Below are 17,562 nucleotides of genomic sequence, written 5' to 3'. Positions count from 1 at the left end.
AAATATGTGCGACACGTCCATGAGTGATTAAAAATGGCTTGCCATCGATTCCAGAGTATGTGATAACGCACTTGGGTAAAACGAGGTACAGTTCTGTATATGTGTGGCATTTTCAGTAAAGAAGTTCTGAGTAAAGACGTTAGCGTTGAATACCGCTTCTCTGCCGATCCTTATCTTAGTGCCTCAAGCAGTAACGACTCTAGTTTGTCTATGTAACGCCTACGGGCGGTTTAAACAATCCAAAGGAAATACTCAAGATGGCAAAGATCAAAGGTCAAGTTAAGTGGTTCAACGAGTCTAAAGGTTTCGGTTTCATCACCCCAGCTGACGGCAGCAAAGACGTGTTCGTACACTTCTCTGCAATCCAGGGTAACGGTTTCAAAACCCTGGCTGAAGGCCAGAACGTTGAGTTCGAAATCCAAGATGGCCAGAAAGGCCCATCTGCAGTAAACGTTACTGCAATCTAATCAGCGTCAGCTGAACAAAAAACCCGCCTTAGTGCGGGTTTTTTCGTTTCTGGCGTCGGTGAATGTCACCCGGTGATGATGATGCCGGAATACTGATTACGGCCTTTAATCCCCGGATGATTGGGATCTTGCGCGCGGCGATGGCTGTTGCGGCGATAGCTGGTGTATTTAAAGCGCTGGGGCTGCCGTGGGTCGCTGTTGAGTGTGCAGATGGTGCAAGAGCCTGCGTGATCGACTGCGGCGAATCCCAGGGCATTGAGCTTGTTTACGGCGATGGCGGCCAGATCCAGATGGCGGTGGGTCGGGCTGATCAGCTCTGCTGGCAAGGGCAGCGCCTGCTGAAACTGTTCGACCAGCTCCTGGTTAACCTGATAGCAGCAAGCGCCCGCAGCGGGACCGATGGAGGCCACCCAATTGGCGGTATCGTCATCCTGGCCGATGCGTTTGGCCATTTGCTCCAGAATGCCATCCAGCAGGCCGCGCCAGCCTGCATGTACCGCAGCAATGGCGCTACCGTCTTTACGGCTGAAAATCACCGGCAGGCAGTCTGCGGTTAATACGCTAATCAGGATCCCTGGCTCGCGGGTAAAAAAGCCATCGGCTTCGCCGCATTGCTGGCCCGCCTGATGGATATCGACTATGCGAGTACCGTGTACCTGTTTTTTCTCAGGCAGCGTATTGCGAAAGGGCTGTAACGGCGTTGGCAGAAGGGCACCTTTATTGCCAAAGCCATGAGCGATGCCAGGAACGCCGCTGAGCAGCGGGGAATAGTCGGTCATAGAACGTCTTTGCCTGTGGCTGAGAAGAGACATTCAGTGTAGCCAGCTTTTGGATTACTTGGCTAGTGGCAGATGGGCATCCACCTTGCATCGTACACCAGCCTTCTTTAGACTACCCGCGCCATCTCTCTCTGGGATCTCTTCCATGTCTTATCAGTGCCCCCTGTGTTTCCAACCGCTTGATTTCGCAAACCAACAGTGGCGTTGCGAGAATAACCATCAATTCGACCGTGCTAAAGAAGGGTACGTCAACTTAATGCCGGTGCAACACAAGCGTTCTAAACAGCCGGGTGACAGTGCCGAGATGATGCAGGCCCGCCGCGCATTTCTTGACGGAGGCTACTACCAGCCGTTGCAACAGCGGGTGGCTGAACTGTTAGCCAGCACTTTGCCTATTGAGCCACAGGCACTGCTGGATATTGGCTGTGGTGAAGGCTATTACACGGCCGCCGTGGCGGCACGCTTGTCTCAGGAGCGGACCGTAGCGGTGTATGGCCTGGATGTCGCCAAGGTGGCTATCCGCTCGGCGGCCAAACGCTACCCGACGGTCTCTTTCTGCGTGGCTTCCAGCCATCGCCTACCGTTTGCCGACGCGTCGCTAGATGCTGTGTTACGTATCTATGCACCCTGTAAAGCCGAGGAATTGGCGCGGGTCGTCAAGCCGGGTGGGGTGGTTGTGACGGTGTCACCGGGGCCGCGGCACCTTTATCAGCTAAAACAGCAGGTTTATCAGGAGGTTCAATTGCATGCGGAGCATGATGAGCAGCTTGAGGGCTTCAGCTGTGAATTGGCCGAGTCATTGGTTTATCCGATGGCGCTGCCGGGTGAGCAGGCTGCCAATCTGTTGCAGATGACGCCGTTTGCCTGGCGCGCTTCGCCGGAAGTGCAGCAAGGTTTGCTCGACATGGCTACCTTTGCCTGCGAGACGGATTTCGCCATCCGCTTGTACCGCCGGGGCTGAGTGGCATCAATGTTAACTGGTTGCCCCTCACTCCAACCCTCTCCCACAGGGCGAGGGAGCTGATAGCCCCTGCTTTTTTGGAGGTAAAGAGATCACCTGAGCAACTCGAACACCCACCTTATCCAAGGTGAGGGAACTGCCCGGAGTGGGTAATTGGCCCGTGTAGCTTCGGAAAGTAGGGAGTAAAAGCAAGAAAGTTGAGGTATTACGCCGAAAAATCACGAACTCGATCGGTTCCCTCTTCTTGGGGGAGAGGGCGAGGGAGGTGCCCGGAGTAGGTAATTGGCCCGTGTAGCTTCGGAAAGTAGGGAATAGAAAGCAAGAAAGTTGAGGTATTACGCCGAAAGATCAACGAACTCGGTCGGTTCCCTCTCCTTGGGGAGAGGGTTAGGGTGAGGGAGTATTCTTTGCTGCCAAGGATTAAGCCAGGTAGCCCAAGTGCTCCAGCAGGATATTAAAGCCAATCCCGATCAGCACCACGCCGCCAAGAATTTCTGCGCGTTTGCCCAGCAGCGGGCCGATAAACCGGCCAACCATCATCCCCAGCGTAGCCATGATCATGGTCGCCATACCTATCGCCATCGCGGTATGCAGGATATTAACCTGCAGGAATGCCAGACCCACACCGATTGCCATCGCATCCAGACTGGTGGCAATGGCCGTAGCAACCAGCACCCAGAAACCATGACGATTGACTTTCTCTTCTTCCGGCTTGTTTTTCACCCCTTCAACGATCATGCGTGCGCCAAGGATAAACAGCAGGCTAAAGGCGACCCAGTGGTCCCATTCCATGATGTATTGGCTGGCAAACAGACCGATGCCCCAGCCGATAAGCGGGGTAATGGCTTCAATGATGCCAAAGATCAGACCAGTACGGATAGCTTCGCGAAAACGCGGTTGATGCAGAGTGGCGCCTTTGCCGATCGACGCGGCAAACGCGTCCATAGACATGCCAAAAGCCAGGATAAGAGTTGCGGAAAGGTTCATTGAAATAGTCTCGGCCGGGTGGCTCCATATACACGTAACCCACCCCCAACCATACGACGGAGTTACGTGCCTATGGTCTCGCCAACCTACCTGGCTGCCCGCACCACGTTTCGCTGACGAAACGAGTATGTTGATACGGGCGTTTCTGGTTATGACTCCCCAGAAACCGGCTACTCCCCAATGACGGCGCAACCATACCATAATATTTTTGCTGCGGACAACGTTTAATTTCACCGGGGTATTGGGTGAAATTGAGACTTATTTTCATTAACGCGTTTGTTGAGGGTAATAATGGCGATAGTTGCATCAATGGTGTGGAAATAATAAGCAGAAAAAACACCAGCCATGCTGATTAATTACCCATAAAAAATCATTGTTAATTAATCAGGATGGGGTGGCAGGGTTTTAACTCATTTATTTTCAAGGAAAAAATGATAGATTTTTTCCAGGTCATCCAGGTGTGTAACCTGGATTAATAACCGGCGCTTTTCTAAGTCGATAACAAGAATGCCGTCTTCGGATAAATTCATGGCTTTGATGCGTCGATAGTCAATAAACGCATTGGCATAGAAGAAACCGGTGGTTTTAAACAACATTTTGGGCTTGCGGATATAGGAGATATATACTGCAATTATGGCCAGGGAAATTAGCAGGTAGGTAGTTATCGGCGCTCCCTGCTCGACCAGGTTGCGGTAGATCAGGATAGCGATCAGACCGACGAAGATCAGGCAGTCCAACCGGTTACCCCGCTTGAGCTGCACCTTTAACAGCGTTTTTCCTTTCAGCAGGTTCATGCCGAACTCGTCATACAGCGCATACGTCAGCATCAGCAGAATAAAAATCAGTATTACGCCATCGGTCAGCGACATCTTACCACTCCATAAATAAAAAAACCGGGGGTTGCCCCCCGGCTATCAATTGCTATTACAGACCTAACAGACCAATCCAGTAACCGAAGATACCAATGGCGAAGAAGCCGATGATGATCCACAGCGCGTTGACCTTCCTGCGCAGCAGCCACATACAACCGAATGTCAGCAGTAGCGGTACCAAGCCAGGCATCAACTGGTCAAGGATGGTTTGTACCGTAGTGACGTGGGTTTGCCCGGTCTGGTCAGTGATTTTCGACACTACCAGCGGGATATTGACGTGCGTCCACTTGTTAACCAAGGCCCCCATGACAAACAGGCCGAGGATGGACGCCCCTTCCGTCAGTTTTTGCAGGAAACCACCGCCCATATCGCTAACGATATCGACCCCTTTTTGGTAGCCGTAGGCGACACCGTAGTAACGAACCAACAGGCGAACCAGGTTAAACAGGACGAAGAACAACAGCGGGCCGAGCAGGCTGCCACTCATGGCAATACCGGCACCCAATGCGGCAAACACCGGGCGAACGGTACCCCAGAATATCGGGTCACCTACGCCGGCCAGTGGCCCCATCAGACCTACTTTGATGCCGTTGATGGCCGCATCGTCGATCGGTGCGCCGTTGGCACGCTGTTCTTCCATCGCCATGGTGACGCCAAGGATTGGCGCTGCGACGAACGGTTGTGTATTGAAGAACTCAAGGTGGCGTTTAATGGCCTGTTTGCGTTCGTCGTTATTGTCCGGGTACAGGCGACGGATCACCGGCACCATCGAGAAGCAAAAACCTAGCGCCTGCATACGTTCGAAGTTCCATGAACCCTGGAACAGGTTGGAGCGTACGAATACGCCTCGAATATCGGCAGGTGTCAGTTTCTTTTGAGTCGTTGTATCAACCATTTCTTTCACCTATTCCTAGTCCAATTCGTTATCGAGGTCGTTGGCACCGGCAGGGTTGGCCTGAACCACCTGAGACTTGTTGTATTTAGGGCTGAGCTGGATGTAGAGCACCGCCATCACCACACCGATCACACCGAGTGCGACCAGGTTAAAGTTGGTGAAGGCTGCGGTAACGAAGCCCAGGTAGAAGAATGGCATCAGATAACCGGCACGCATCATGTTGATGACCATCGCGTAACCGACTACCACGATCATGCCACCGGCGATGTTCAGACCGCCTGTGACCACTTCCGGAATTGAGTTAAGCAGGGCGTGGACGCCAGCTGTCCCGACAGAGACCGCAACGATCACCGCAGGAATTGCGACACGCATTGCCTGTACCAGCAGGGCCGCGATGTGGATCACGGTAATGCCGTTCAGGTTACCCCGTTCTGCCGCTTTGTCCGCCGCATGCTGGAAGGCCACGGTGATGGTACGAACGATAATGGTCAGTACCTGGCCTGCTGCTGCCAGTGGGATCGCCAGGGCAATACCGGCACCGATGTTTTGCCCACCGGCGATAACCAGAATGGTGGAAATAATCGACGCTAACGCCGCATCGGGTGCAACCGCAGCCCCGATGTTCATCCAACCCAGTGCGATCATCTCCAGCGTACCGCCGATGATGATACCGGTTTTGATGTCACCGAGAACGAAGCCAATCAGCGTACAGGCCACTAACGGGCGGTGGAATTGAAACTCATCCAGGACGGAACCCATCCCGGCGATACAGGCAACGATAAATATCAGTACAATCTGAAGAGTGGTGATCTCCATTGCACTTCTCCTATATGACCAAACAGCTCTGAGTAAAAAATTAACGACGTTGCCGTTAATTGAGTTTGTTAATCAGGTCCATCATTTTTAGCTGACTGTCGGAAGAGACCTTACGGACTTCAAGTTCAATCCCGCGCTCGTTTAACTTCTTAAACGCCTCGATGTCTTTCTCATCGACGGACACCGCGTTATTCACCTGGGTTTTACCCTGGCGGAACGCCATACCACCGATATTCACCGAGGTGATATTCACCCCTTCCTCAACCAGACGCCAAACGTCGGTTGGGTTGGTGAACAGCAGCATCACGCGCTCACCTGCATATTTCGGGTTGTTCCAGACGCGGATCGCCTTCGCCACGTCAACAACGTGAGCGGTAACGCCTGGGGGGGCAACCTGAGTCAGCAAGGTTTTACGGACGTGGTCGGCGGCCACTTCATCACTGACTACGATGATGCGGCTGACGTTAGTCTCTTTGGTCCAGCGGGTAGCAACCTGGCCGTGGATCAGACGATCGTCGATACGCGCCAGGCAGATTTTCATATGGTCATTGGGGCCGAGAGGCGCTTGGGGCGCAGCGGCTTTTGGAGCTGGGGCACTTTGTGGCGCGACGGGCTTAACACTCTCTTCCACCGGTTTCTTCAGCGCTTTCACGCCTTCACGACCGGTTTCCAACGCCAGCGCGACCAGTTCGTCAAAGCTTGGGTTGTCATCACGGGCCATGAATGTTTCCACCAGCATGGGAATGTTAACCCCGGTGATAACCTCATAGTGTGGTTTGTCTACTGCGATGCGGCTGGCCGCGTTAAACGGGCTGCCGCCCCAGGTATCAACCAGAAACAGGACGCCATCGCTGGTATCGAGCTCACTGATTTTCCCATTGTATTTCTCAATTAACGTTTCAGCATTTTCACCGGGAACGAAATCTATGTAGGCGACGTTGGCTTGCTCACCCAATAGCATTTCTGCTGTTTTCAGCAATTGTTCCGCTGCAGTCCCGTGTGTGCCGATGATAATAGCTATTGCCACTCGCTACCTCCTCGTTGAACTTAAGGCACGGATCGTGTCTTGACTCATCACCATCCTGGCAGTCACTTCCGCGGTTCAGATACGTTGGTTCAAATACATTATGGTAGAAAAAAAGAAACTCACACTTAACATTTATCACGCAGTTTCAAAAACCTGTGGCCGTTAATTCCCGTTAACGCCATTTATTTTAGTGCGTGAAAAAATAAATTTTGTGACATTGCTCTGCTATTAGTGGATCGATTAAGCCGAATAGTTAGTTTGCGGAATTAAACAGCAAAGCTGTTACAAAATGAGACGTAAACTGAACAAAGCCACTTTTCTGACGAAAAATTTCCTGTTAGAGTGCATTCTTCTTTCATAACCAAGGAGTGAAGGGCCTCAGCCCTCCCTATGGACTGTCACCGAAGTTACTGTTTTACAAGGTTTCACCCGCCACCTGTTGGCGCAACAACGTTCGCTCGGCCTTATGGCTGCTTCCTGTTAGTGCCATCCTGTTTTCTCTCTGTCATCGCCAACGCCACGTCTGCGTTTGCCTCCCTACGTCTGAGCGCAGCTCTGCCAACCTGTCTTTCTTCTGGAGTCTGATATGGAAATATTAATGGACCCCTCGATTTGGGCCGGGTTATTGACCCTGGTGGTCTTGGAAATCGTGCTGGGTATCGACAACCTGGTATTCATCGCCATTCTGGCCGACAAACTACCGCCCAAGCAGCGTGATAAAGCGCGCATTATCGGCCTTTCATTAGCCTTGGTGATGCGTCTTGGGTTGCTGTCGGTGATTTCATGGATGGTGACGCTGACCAAACCGCTGTTCAGCGTGGGGGAATTCGCTTTCTCTGGCCGCGACCTGATCCTGCTGTTTGGTGGGGTATTCCTGTTGTTCAAAGCCACGATGGAGTTGCATGAACGGCTGGAGGGCAGCACCCATCAGGAAGGTGCTAACCGTGGCTACGCCAAATTCTGGGCGGTGGTGGTGCAGATTGTCATCCTTGATGCGGTGTTCTCGCTCGACGCGGTGATCACGGCAGTGGGGATGGTCAACGATCTGCCGGTCATGATGGCAGCGGTAGTGATTGCGATGGCGGTGATGTTGCTGGCCTCGAAACCTTTGACCAACTTCGTGAACGCCCATCCGACCATCGTGGTGCTCTGTTTGAGCTTCCTGCTGATGATCGGCCTGAGTCTGATTGCCGAAGGCCTTGGCGTGCACATTCCGAAAGGCTATCTGTATGCAGCGATTGGCTTCTCGATCCTGATCGAGATGTTTAACCAGATTGCACGGCGCAACTTCATCAAGCACGAGTCTCGCCGCCCGATGCGCGAACGCACGGCTGAAGCGATTATGCGCCTGATGGGGCAACAGCGTACCCAGCAACAGGTGGATGAAGACAGCCTGCGTAAGGTGAAAGAAACCTTTGCGCAGGAGGAACGCTACATGATCAGCGGCGTGCTGACATTGGCTTCCCGTACCTTGCGCAGCGTGATGACACCACGCACCGAGATTTCGTGGGTAGATTGCGAACGTTCCCGCGACGAGGTGCGCGAACAGTTGCTGGATACCCCGCATAGCCTGTTCCCGGTTTGCCGCTATGAGCTGGACGAGTTTATCGGCGTGGTGCGTGCCAAGGATCTGCTGGTCGCGTTGGATCAGGGCGTGGATATCGCCGAGTTTGCCGCGCGCACACCGCCGATCGTCGTACCGGAAACCATGGACGTGATCAAGCTGCTGGCGGTATTGCGCCGGGCCAAGGGCCGTCTGGTGATGGTGACCAATGAGTTTGGCGTGGTGCAGGGGTTGGTCACGCCGCTAGACGTGCTGGAAGCGATTGCCGGTGAGTTCCCGGACGAAGATGAAACGCCGGATATTATCGAGGATGGCGACCGCTGGCTGGTGAAAGGCGGTGCGGACCTCCACTCGTTGGAGCAGGCGTTGGACTGTGACGATTTGGTTAGCCCCACCGAGGATTACGCCTCGCTGGCGGGCTTCCTGCTCTCATATTCTGGCCAGATGCCAACGGTGGGCGACGTGGTCGAACTCCACGACCTGCGTTTTGAAATCCTTGAGATCTCGGATTATCGCATCGAACTGGTCAGCATCACCAAGGTGAAACCGCTGCACGAGCAAGACGAGTAATGCCCCTCACCCTAACCCTCTCCCACAGGGAGAGGGGACCGAATGTGCCACAACTAAACTACGGTTTTCGTCCTTTACATCACCCTGTTCCAGATTAACTCTTACACCTAATTACAGCTCCGGACTGCTCCCTCTCCCTGTGGGAGAGGGTTGGGGTGAGGGCCCTGGTTTTTTTTCTGCCTGTTTCTGCTGATGTAATACACGTTGGCGGGTTTCATACTGTTGCAGCCACAGTGGAAACACGTTGATCGGCATCGGCTTGGCAAAATAATACCCCTGTAAGGCATTTACCCCCTGCGAGCGTAGATACTCTGCCTGCTCCTCTGTCTCAACCCCTTCGGCCACCAGTTTTAATTTCAGGCGCTGTGCCAACGTAATGATGGTATCGGTCACGGTGGCATTGACCGCGTCGGTGCCAATGGCGGCGGTAAAACCACGATCGATCTTTAACACGTCCGGGCTGAGCTTTTTCAGATAGCTGAGCGAGCTGTGGCCGGTGCCAAAGTCGTCTATCGCCAGCATGATGCCCATCTCTTTGAGCGTTTTAATCTGTTCATGCTGAATCTCCGACAGGGCGGTTCGCTCCGTCAGCTCCAGCATCAGTGACGGCATCGGATGGGCGGGCAGCCAGATGCGGCGGATATCATCAATAATGCTGACGGTATTGAAATGCTCTGCTGCGACGTTGATGCTGATATAGAAAGAGGGGCGAGGGGGGAACAGGTTGAGGTTTTCTACCACCGTGGTCATCAGATAACGCGTTAGCGGAATGATCAGGGCGTGCTGTTCGGCCAGCGGGATAAACACGTCTGGCGAAATCCAGCCTTGTCGCTTGTTCTTCCAGCGCATCAAGGTTTCGACGCCGACACAGCGCCCATTATCGCTGTTGATAATCGGCTGGCAATAAACGCGAAATTCGCGATGCGCAATGGCGTGGCCAATATGGTAAGACAGGCTCATGCGGTTGGCGGTGATCAGATAGACCACGTAGGCCGCCAGCAGGCTCAGCATCAACGCCAGAGGAATATGGCGCGGTAGTGCGGCCAGCGCCAGAGTACGGGCATCGGGGCCAAACAGGGAGATGGAGAAAGGATACTTGGCGGATTTGGCGGTGTATTGCAGGCCTTCGGCTTTGCCATCGCTCAGGGTAATTTCCTGTTGACCATATTCCAGTCTGTAGGCACCCACGTTCAGGGCTACCCGATGAGCAAAAGGCTCTTGCGGTTCCAGCAGGAAATTGGACAACAGATCGATATTGAAAACGTGCAACACTCCGCTGGTACTTTGATCGGGCAACGGAGTCCACAGCACCAGCGTTGGCGTTCCTTTGGCTACCGTGATGGAAGGGCGCAGTGCCAGCTGCATGCCGCCTTTGGTCATGGTTGGGAAAATGGTGGTAAACACATAGTGGCGTTGGCCAAACAGGCTGGAGCAATAAATCGTACCGTCCTTGACCAGCAGCAACGAGCGCAGTGCCTGATTCTGTGCGGCACGAAAGCGTAACGTTGGTATCACCGAATCGCAGGGTTGCCCGACCAGCGACATGGTGCTGAGAGCCTGTTGCTCTGCGGGTAGCAGCAACGCATTGAGTTTGGTGATCACCCGGCTGGCCAGCATGCGCTGGTTCTGCTCGGTATTACGGACTTCCTGATAGTAGCGGGTATAGAGCGAAATCAACAAAATAGCCAACCCAACCGCGCCGGCGAGAAGCCAACGGTAATAGCGGTATTTCGATGCGGCAAGTTGGGTCATCAACATCCGGTAAGTCCTTGTTCAGTCTAGCTGCCTGACGCCACTTCCAGGCGCAATTTCAGTAATACTATGCTTGGCTAATTCTAGCCTGTTCGCATGGAAAATTGATGGTAACTCAACAAATTATTTCGGTTGGCGCGATCAAAGGGGAAATTTGGGGGTTAACCGGCGGATGGGCGAGGTGGTCAGATTAGCAGTATTGCTGAGTTTGTACGGGACAACGAGGTTAACCTATTGATTCTCTAAGCAGGTGCCGCATGAGGCACCCTACGTGTTGCGTAGCCAGTTCAGGTTTTTTCAGCCGTTCCCCCTCGCCGGTGACGACGAGGGGGACAGACTTAATCAGTCACACTGAACCTTGATCGCCAGACCGCCACGGGAGGTCTCACGATACTTGGCGTTCATGTCTTTACCGGTTTCGTACATGGTTTCGATCACCTTATCCAGCGACACACGCGGCTCGCTGGTGCGGCGCAATGCCATACGCGCCGAGTTGATCGCTTTCACCGAGGCAATGGCGTTGCGCTCGATGCAAGGGACCTGTACCTGGCCGGCAACGGGATCGCAGGTCAAGCCCAGGTTATGCTCCATGCCGATTTCGGCGGCGATGCAAACCTGCTCAGGGCTGCCGCCAAGCAACTCGGCCAGGCCCGCAGCGGCCATCGAACAGGCCACACCCACTTCGCCCTGGCAGCCCACTTCGGCACCGGAAATCGAGGCGTTCATTTTATACAGAGTGCCAATCGCGCCCGACGCCATAAAGTAGCGGACATAGGTTTCCGGGCTGACGGACTCGATGAAATGATCGTAGTAAGCCAGCACCGCAGGGACGATCCCGCAGGCTCCGTTGGTTGGGGCGGTCACCACGCGGCCACCGGCGGCGTTCTCTTCGTTTACCGCCAGCGCAAACATGTTGACCCAGTCGATCACGTTCATTGGGTCGCTGGACAGTTTGTCTGAGGAAACCAGCAAGCGGCGCAGGGCGGAGGCGCGGCGTGGAACCCGCAGCGGGCCAGGCAGTACGCCTTCGGTGTTCAGACCGCGATCGATACAGGCGCGCATGGTTTGCCAAACGTTGCCGAAATAGGCTTCGATCTCCTGCTTGCTATGCAGTGCCAGTTCGTTTTGCATGACCATCCCGGAGAGGGACAGACCGGTAGCGTGGCAGTGGGCCAACATTTCGCTTGCCGAGTGGAACGGATAGGGAACCGAGATTTCGTTACTTTCGGCTTTGCCGAAATGTTCTTCGTCAACGATAAACCCGCCACCGATGGAGTAATAGGTTTTGCTGTAAATCTGCTTGTCGCCTGCGAAGGCATGGATCTGCATGGCGTTTTCGTGCAGCGGCATATTGTCGCTACGGAAGACCATGCCGCCATCGCGGGGGAAATCGACTTCGTGCAGGCCGCTGGCCAGCATCAGGCGTTGACGTTGCTCAACATCGCGAATAAAGCCCGGGATGCCATCGATATCGACGGTATCAGGCATATTGCCCGCCAGGCCGAGAATGATGGCGATATCGGTATGGTGACCTTTACCGGTCAATGAGAGTGAGCCGTAAACATCGACGGCAACACGCGTGACGGAAGGCATCAAGCCTTCGTTTACCAGATCGTCGACAAACTGTTTGCCGGCTTTCATCGGTCCAACCGTATGAGAGCTGGACGGGCCGATGCCGATCTTAAACATGTCGAAAACGCTAATCACGCTAAAACTCCTTAAAGAGGCATATTGTTATGGCTGCTGCGGTTAAAAACCGCGCAGGGAACGGCGATAGTGTAAAAGGGCCGTACGGGTTTTGCGGCCCTTTTCGCATGAAATAAAGTAATCCTTGGTATTGCTGTTAACGCCTTAAAAAACTGCCGGGGTAATCCTTATAATATTAGTGGTTTATTCCGGTCGTGGCTATTTTACAGGTATTTCGTAAGGTTGAAGAGAGAGTTTACAGTTTTTTTAAAACATCGATAGCGGTAACGGTAGTTGATAAAACAGGCTGCTGGAGTGATAGCGATCGCTTTATACTCAAAACGACAGGTAATCCCGGCTTTAACGTGACGTATGTCACGAAAAATACCAAATTCAGATGCTGACTTGCTGTGCCAGGCGGCGAATAATCGCGGCCGTCAGACCCCAGACGAACTGGCTCTGATACCAGGAAAGATAGACTCGATGTGCGTGGCCACCACGATGAATGTCCAACGGATAATAGCGTGAGAGCCGCAGCGCTTCGTGCAGCGGGATTTCGAACACCTCGGCGACCTCATCTTCGTTGGCATGAAACGCCACATCTGCCGGGATCAGGCCCACCACCGGCGTCACCTGAAAACCGGTGCTGCTGTCGAGCGGGGCCAACTGGCCGAGGACATGCACCCGCTGCGGTGGGATCGCCACTTCTTCCTGCGCTTCACGCAGTGCGGTAATGATGGGAGAACCGTCTTCAGCATCGGTTTTACCACCGGGGAAGGCCACTTGACCCGCATGTTTACGCAATGAGTCGGCGCGGCGGGTGAGCAGCAGAGTCGGTTCTGGCCGACAAACGATGGGGATCAGCACGGCGGCTGGGCGCGAGTTGTGGGAGACCTGCGTCGCCTGCGGCTGTTGCAGCTGAAAGCGGCTGATAAAATCGGCCAATGAGGCCGGATAGTCCTGATGGCTCACGAAACGGTAAACTCCCCCAGCTGTGGCAAGATGCGGCCTACCTTATCAAAGGTTTCCTGATACTCCGCCTGTTCCTGACTATCTGCAACGATGCCACCACCGGCAGAACAGCTGATGCGCCCGTTTTCGGCAATCAGGGTGCGGATGGTGATATTGGTGTCCATGGTACCGCAAACGCTGAGATAGCCAATGCTGCCACAATAGGCATTACGGCGCTGCGGCTCCAGTTCTTCGATGATTTCCATTGCCCGCACTTTGGGCGCGCCGGTAATCGATCCGCCGGGAAAACAGGCGCGCAACAGCTCGCTAGCCGAGCGGTTGGCGGGCAGAGTGGCAGTAATGGTACTGACCAGATGATGTACCGCCGGGAACGGCTCAACCACGAACAGTTCCGGCACCTTCACGCTGCCAGGCTCTGCCACACGGCCAATGTCATTACGCAGCAGATCGACAATCATCAGATTTTCGGCCCGGTCCTTGGGCGAATTGGCCAATTTTTGCGCCTGTTTTGCATCCAGCGCGGCATCGGCAAGGCGGGGTAGCGTACCTTTGATTGGCCTGGTCTGGATTTGCCGATCGGCCAACCACAGGAAACGTTCTGGTGAAACGCTCAATACCGCGTTGGCGGGCAGGCGCAGGAAAGCGGAGAACGGCGCACGGTTGCTGGCGCTTAACTGCTGGAATGCCTGCCATTCGTCCCCTTGGTACGGGGCGGAAAAACGCTGAGCCAAATTGATCTGATAGCAATCGCCGCTGCGCAGATAGCCCTGGATACGCCGGAATTTTTCGCCATATTGTTGGCGCGTCATGTTGGCCTGCCAGTTGCCAGTCAGGGTAAAGGGAGGCTGTGGCACAACCCGCTGTTGGTTAAGCCATTGCCAGCGCTGTTCTACATCCCCATAGCTGAGCAGGGTCAGTTTTTGTTGATGATGATCGGCGATCAGAGCCCAGTCATAAATACCCACCGCCATATCCGGCAGCTTGATATCGGCCTGTGCCAACTGCGGCAACGCTTCGATACGTCGCCCCAAATCATAGCCAAATAGCCCCAGAGCTCCCCCTTGAAAGGGCAGTTCGCCGTTCAGTGGCGGATGCAGGTTGAGAGCATCTAGCTGTTGCTGCAACAGCACAAAGGGATCTTCAGGTGAGTTACTGCGAGTCTCTCCCTGCTGGATCTCGGTGCTGGCACTGTAAGTCGTCAGCGTGGTGCGCGGTTCTGCCACCAGAATGTCAAACCGGTTATGCGGGTGCTCGGCAAAGCCTGAATGCAGCAGCATAGCCCATGGCCGTTGTGCCAATGGAGCGAACAGCGTTAGTACGGCTTCGCGCGTATAGGGTAACGATTTAAGGTTTGGGGCGGTGACATTCATAGGATCAATCAACCTGACTCACGTAAACAGCGGTGTTGGCAGCCATTCTGCCACATTACGCTATAGGGTGCTGCTTACAGATTAGCCGGATGAAAAGTAAACCATGCGTAAATGGAGCATTTTTTGCAACGTCTGCCATATTATAAAATGTAAAATGCCATTATATATTCGCCGAAAGAAATTCCCTCAGTGAATATTTCAATAAGTAAAATAATAATAAATGTATCTTGCTTTACCCGACGATTATTCTAATTTACCCCGCAGGTGAGGGCAGCAATGTCATTAAAATTAAGCGTTATTGTTCCTTTGCATAATGTGGGGGAGCTATTTATTCCTTTCTTGAATTCATTGCTGGCGCAACATGAGCAGCAGTTGGAGGTGATCATCGTTAACGATGGCTCCACCGACGGCTCAGGAGAGATCGCGCACCGCTACGCCGCGCAGCATCCACATATCAAGGTCATCGATCAGCCCAACTCAGGGGTCTCCAATGCTCGCAATGCTGGGCTGGCCGTGGCCCGTGGTAAATATGTCGCCTTCCCTGACGCCGATGATTTATTGGATCCCAAAATGTATTCAACGCTGCTTACATTAGCCGAAGAACATCAATTAGACGTGATGCAATGTAACGGCGAACGCTATTTTGCAAGCAATGGTGATTTGCACCCCATTATTCCTGCTGCGCGCCTGAAAGATACGGCGGTTATTTCTGGTGCGCAGTGGTTGGAAAAAGCGTTGAAATCAAGACGCTTTATTCATGTGGTGTGGTTAGCCGTGTATCGTCTGGATTTTCTCAAGCAGCACCAACTTTATTTCGAACCTGGTTTACATCACCAGGATATCCCGTGGACCACCGAGGTGATGTTCAATGCTCAACGAGTTAAATACCTGAGCAAACCGCTATATCGCCAACGGGTACACGACCGCTCGATCAGCAACCGTCGGCGTACCGGGCAGGCGAACGTCGAGTATCAGCGCCACTATATGAAAATCGTGGAGATGCTGGTGGCACTGAATCAGCGTTACAGCAGCAAGATCTCGATTTGTGCGGCCTTCCACTGGCAAATCGCGCGTGAGGCGCTGGGGATTTGCCATAGTATTCGCCGTGAGCCCGAACTGCAGGCGCAACAACAGATTGCTGAAGATTTCTACCGGCGTGGCATTCAGCGGAAGATGATCGACAATATGCGGGGGATCAAGCAGACATGGCATGTGATGTTGTGGCTGCATCGCTTAAAACAGTGGCACATTGATAACGCGACTCCCTTGCAGGCCAGCGAATAACAGGTGTAGGGATCTGCGTCGTTAGCGCGTATAATTCACGCCTATTTTACCGGGGAGAAATACATGCTTGCAGGTATGCCGTCACTGAGTCACCAAGAACAGCAGGAAGCTGCTGAACGTATCCATTTGCTGATGGGGCAGGGCATGAGCAGCGGAGAGGCCATCGCGACTGTGGCACAGGAAATCCGCGAAAAACATCAGGGCGATCAGGTTAGCGTGATGTTCGACGATGAAGAAGAAGAACAGCAGCAGGAAGAACCGACCGAGTATCTGGACGAAGATAGCGAAGACGACGAAAACTACTGACGTTAGCGGGGGTCGGCATCCCGAACCCCCAACCGGTTTACCCTTGCACCGTCACCGCAGCAGCGGCCTGTTTGGCCAGCTCTACCGCTTGCTCTACTTCTGGCGCAACGGCCAGTGCAACGCCCATCCGGCGTTTGCCCTCAATGTTTGGTTTACCGAATAACCGCACCTGATTATAGCCACTTAGTGCCGTCTCCAACCCACTGAAACGCACGTTGTCGCTGCTTAGCTCCGGCAGGATCACCGCAGAGGCGGCCGGCCCGAACTGGCGTATCGCGTTAATCGGTAGCCCAAGGAAAGCGCGCACGTGCAGCGCAAACTCGGACAGATCCTGCGAAATCAGCGTGACCATGCCGGTGTCATGCGGGCGTGGGGAGACCTCGCTGAAAATCACTTCATCGCCGCAGACGAACAGCTCCACGCCGAACAGACCAAATCCACCCAGTGCATTAACCACCTTTGCGGCGATCGCCTGAGCACGGCTTAATGCCAGCTCTGACATCCGCTGCGGCTGCCAGGACTCGCGGTAATCCCCATCTTCCTGACGGTGGCCGATAGGCTCACAGAAATGTACGCCATCGACGGCGTTGATGGTCAGCAGAGTGATCTCGAAATCAAATTTGACCAGCCCTTCAACAATGACCCGGCCTCCACCAGCGCGCCCACCAAGCTGTGCGTAATCCCAGGCGGCGCCCAGTTGCTGCTCTTCACGGATCAGGCTTTGCCCTTTGCCGGATGAGCTCATCACCGGCTTGACGATGCACGGGTAACCAATTTCGGCCACCGCTTGGCAGAAGCTTTGCTCGTTATCGGCAAAGCGGTAGCTGGAGGTTGGCAGCTCCAGCGTTTCAGCGGCCAGACGGCGAATACCTTCGCGGTTCATGGTCAGACGTGTGGCTTCGGCGCAGGGGACGACGTTATGGCCCTGTTGCTCCAACTCAACCAGCATGCTGGTGGCGATAGCCTCTATTTCCGGCACGATAAAATCGGGGCGTTCCTGTTCGATCAACGCTTTGAGCGCCGCACCATCCAGCATATTGATGACGTGGCTGCGGTGTGCCACATGCATGGCTGGGGCATCGGCGTAACGGTCAACGGCAATGACTTCCAAGCCTAAACGCTGGCATTCGATGGCCACTTCTTTGCCCAGCTCGCCTGAGCCGAGTAGCATAACGCGGGTGGCGGCAGGACGCAGGGCGGTTCCAATAGTTAACATAGTCTGATACCTGGATCTGAATGAATTCACGGGTCTGA

General features: G+C 53.9%; 17 protein-coding genes and 1 riboswitch. Of the genes, 6 read left to right on the top strand and 11 right to left on the bottom strand.

Translation table 11 applies throughout. From position 1 onward, the window contains the following. Positions 1–99 precede the first annotated feature (99 nt). A complete protein-coding gene (locus WN53_RS27755) occupies positions 100–216 on the top strand; it encodes a DUF2627 domain-containing protein (RefSeq protein WP_002211058.1) in 117 nt (38 codons plus the stop codon). 41 nt (positions 217–257) lie between these two features. Then, positions 258–467 carry a transcription antiterminator/RNA stability regulator CspE gene (cspE, locus tag WN53_RS23440; RefSeq protein WP_002221949.1) on the top strand — a complete coding sequence of 70 codons (210 nt, stop codon included), beginning with the start codon at positions 258–260 and terminating at the stop codon, positions 465–467. Between the two features lie 65 nt (positions 468–532). Here cspE and pgeF read toward each other — a convergent pair whose 3' ends face one another. After that, on the bottom strand, positions 533–1,246 hold the full coding sequence (gene pgeF, locus WN53_RS23435; RefSeq protein ID WP_024486483.1) for a peptidoglycan editing factor PgeF: 714 nt from the start codon (positions 1,244–1,246) through the stop codon (positions 533–535). A 145-nt stretch (positions 1,247–1,391) separates the two neighbouring features. Here pgeF and rlmA point away from each other — a divergent pair, with 145 nt between their 5' ends. Beyond that, a complete protein-coding gene (rlmA, locus tag WN53_RS23430; RefSeq protein ID WP_024486484.1) occupies positions 1,392–2,207 on the top strand; it encodes a 23S rRNA (guanine(745)-N(1))-methyltransferase in 816 nt (271 codons plus the stop codon). Between the two features lie 420 nt (positions 2,208–2,627). Here the strand turns inward: rlmA and mntP are convergent, their stop codons facing one another. The 5 genes from mntP to manX form a co-directional block, all read right to left on the bottom strand. Then, positions 2,628–3,194 carry a manganese efflux pump MntP gene (mntP, locus tag WN53_RS23425; RefSeq protein WP_024487163.1) on the bottom strand — a complete coding sequence of 189 codons (567 nt, stop codon included), beginning with the start codon at positions 3,192–3,194 and terminating at the stop codon, positions 2,628–2,630. A gap of 10 nt (positions 3,195–3,204) precedes the next feature. After that, positions 3,205–3,385: riboswitch (yybP-ykoY riboswitch) on the bottom strand. A 219-nt stretch (positions 3,386–3,604) separates the two neighbouring features. Beyond that, positions 3,605–4,063 (bottom strand): DUF986 family protein, encoded by a 459-nt coding sequence (locus WN53_RS23420; protein ID WP_024486723.1) that lies wholly within the window; start codon positions 4,061–4,063, stop codon positions 3,605–3,607. Positions 4,064–4,118: 55 nt separating this feature from the next. Continuing rightward, a complete protein-coding gene (locus WN53_RS23415; RefSeq protein ID WP_046808324.1) occupies positions 4,119–4,961 on the bottom strand; it encodes a PTS mannose transporter subunit IID in 843 nt (280 codons plus the stop codon). 15 nt (positions 4,962–4,976) lie between these two features. Continuing rightward, entirely contained in the window at positions 4,977–5,777 is an 801-nt protein-coding gene (locus tag WN53_RS23410; RefSeq protein WP_021181036.1) for a PTS mannose/fructose/sorbose transporter subunit IIC, read from the bottom strand. Between the two features lie 55 nt (positions 5,778–5,832). After that, a complete protein-coding gene (manX, locus tag WN53_RS23405) occupies positions 5,833–6,804 on the bottom strand; it encodes a PTS mannose transporter subunit IIAB (protein ID WP_024486722.1) in 972 nt (323 codons plus the stop codon). A gap of 586 nt (positions 6,805–7,390) precedes the next feature. On the opposite strand from manX, the gene WN53_RS23400 reads away from it, so the two are divergent. Further along, positions 7,391–8,938, top strand: a complete 1,548-nt coding sequence (locus WN53_RS23400) for a TerC family protein (protein ID WP_024486721.1) — start codon at positions 7,391–7,393, stop codon at positions 8,936–8,938. 111 nt (positions 8,939–9,049) lie between these two features. Here WN53_RS23400 and WN53_RS23395 read toward each other — a convergent pair whose 3' ends face one another. From WN53_RS23395 to pabB, 4 genes are all read right to left on the bottom strand, one after another. Then, a complete protein-coding gene (locus tag WN53_RS23395; protein WP_046808323.1) occupies positions 9,050–10,696 on the bottom strand; it encodes an EAL domain-containing protein in 1,647 nt (548 codons plus the stop codon). Positions 10,697–11,032: 336 nt separating this feature from the next. Continuing rightward, positions 11,033–12,397: an L-serine ammonia-lyase gene (sdaA, locus tag WN53_RS23390; RefSeq protein ID WP_024486973.1), complete on the bottom strand. Its 1,365-nt coding sequence runs from the start codon at positions 12,395–12,397 to the stop codon at positions 11,033–11,035. A 372-nt stretch (positions 12,398–12,769) separates the two neighbouring features. Then, a complete protein-coding gene (locus WN53_RS23385; protein ID WP_024486974.1) occupies positions 12,770–13,348 on the bottom strand; it encodes a CoA pyrophosphatase in 579 nt (192 codons plus the stop codon). Beyond that, on the bottom strand, positions 13,345–14,718 hold the full coding sequence (gene pabB / locus WN53_RS23380; protein WP_046808322.1) for an aminodeoxychorismate synthase component 1: 1,374 nt from the start codon (positions 14,716–14,718) through the stop codon (positions 13,345–13,347). Before pabB ends, WN53_RS23385 begins: the two co-directional genes overlap by 4 nt. 276 nt (positions 14,719–14,994) lie before the next feature. Between pabB and WN53_RS23375 the strand changes: the two genes are divergently transcribed. Together WN53_RS23375 and WN53_RS23370 are read left to right on the top strand one after the other, a co-directional pair. Then, entirely contained in the window at positions 14,995–16,002 is a 1,008-nt protein-coding gene (locus WN53_RS23375; protein WP_024486897.1) for a glycosyltransferase, read from the top strand. 63 nt (positions 16,003–16,065) lie between these two features. Next, entirely contained in the window at positions 16,066–16,308 is a 243-nt protein-coding gene (locus tag WN53_RS23370; RefSeq protein WP_021806766.1) for a YoaH family protein, read from the top strand. Between the two features lie 37 nt (positions 16,309–16,345). Here WN53_RS23370 and purT read toward each other — a convergent pair whose 3' ends face one another. Next, positions 16,346–17,524 (bottom strand): formate-dependent phosphoribosylglycinamide formyltransferase, encoded by a 1,179-nt coding sequence (purT, locus tag WN53_RS23365; RefSeq protein ID WP_024486896.1) that lies wholly within the window; start codon positions 17,522–17,524, stop codon positions 16,346–16,348. Between the last annotated feature and the right edge of the window lie 38 nt (positions 17,525–17,562).

Origin of the sequence: Serratia fonticola (assembly GCF_001006005.1) — a bacterium.
Classification (GTDB): Bacteria; Pseudomonadota; Gammaproteobacteria; order Enterobacterales; family Enterobacteriaceae; genus Chania; species Chania fonticola.
Note: the sequence above shows the minus strand (reverse complement) of the source record. Positions and strands in the feature narration are given on the sequence as shown.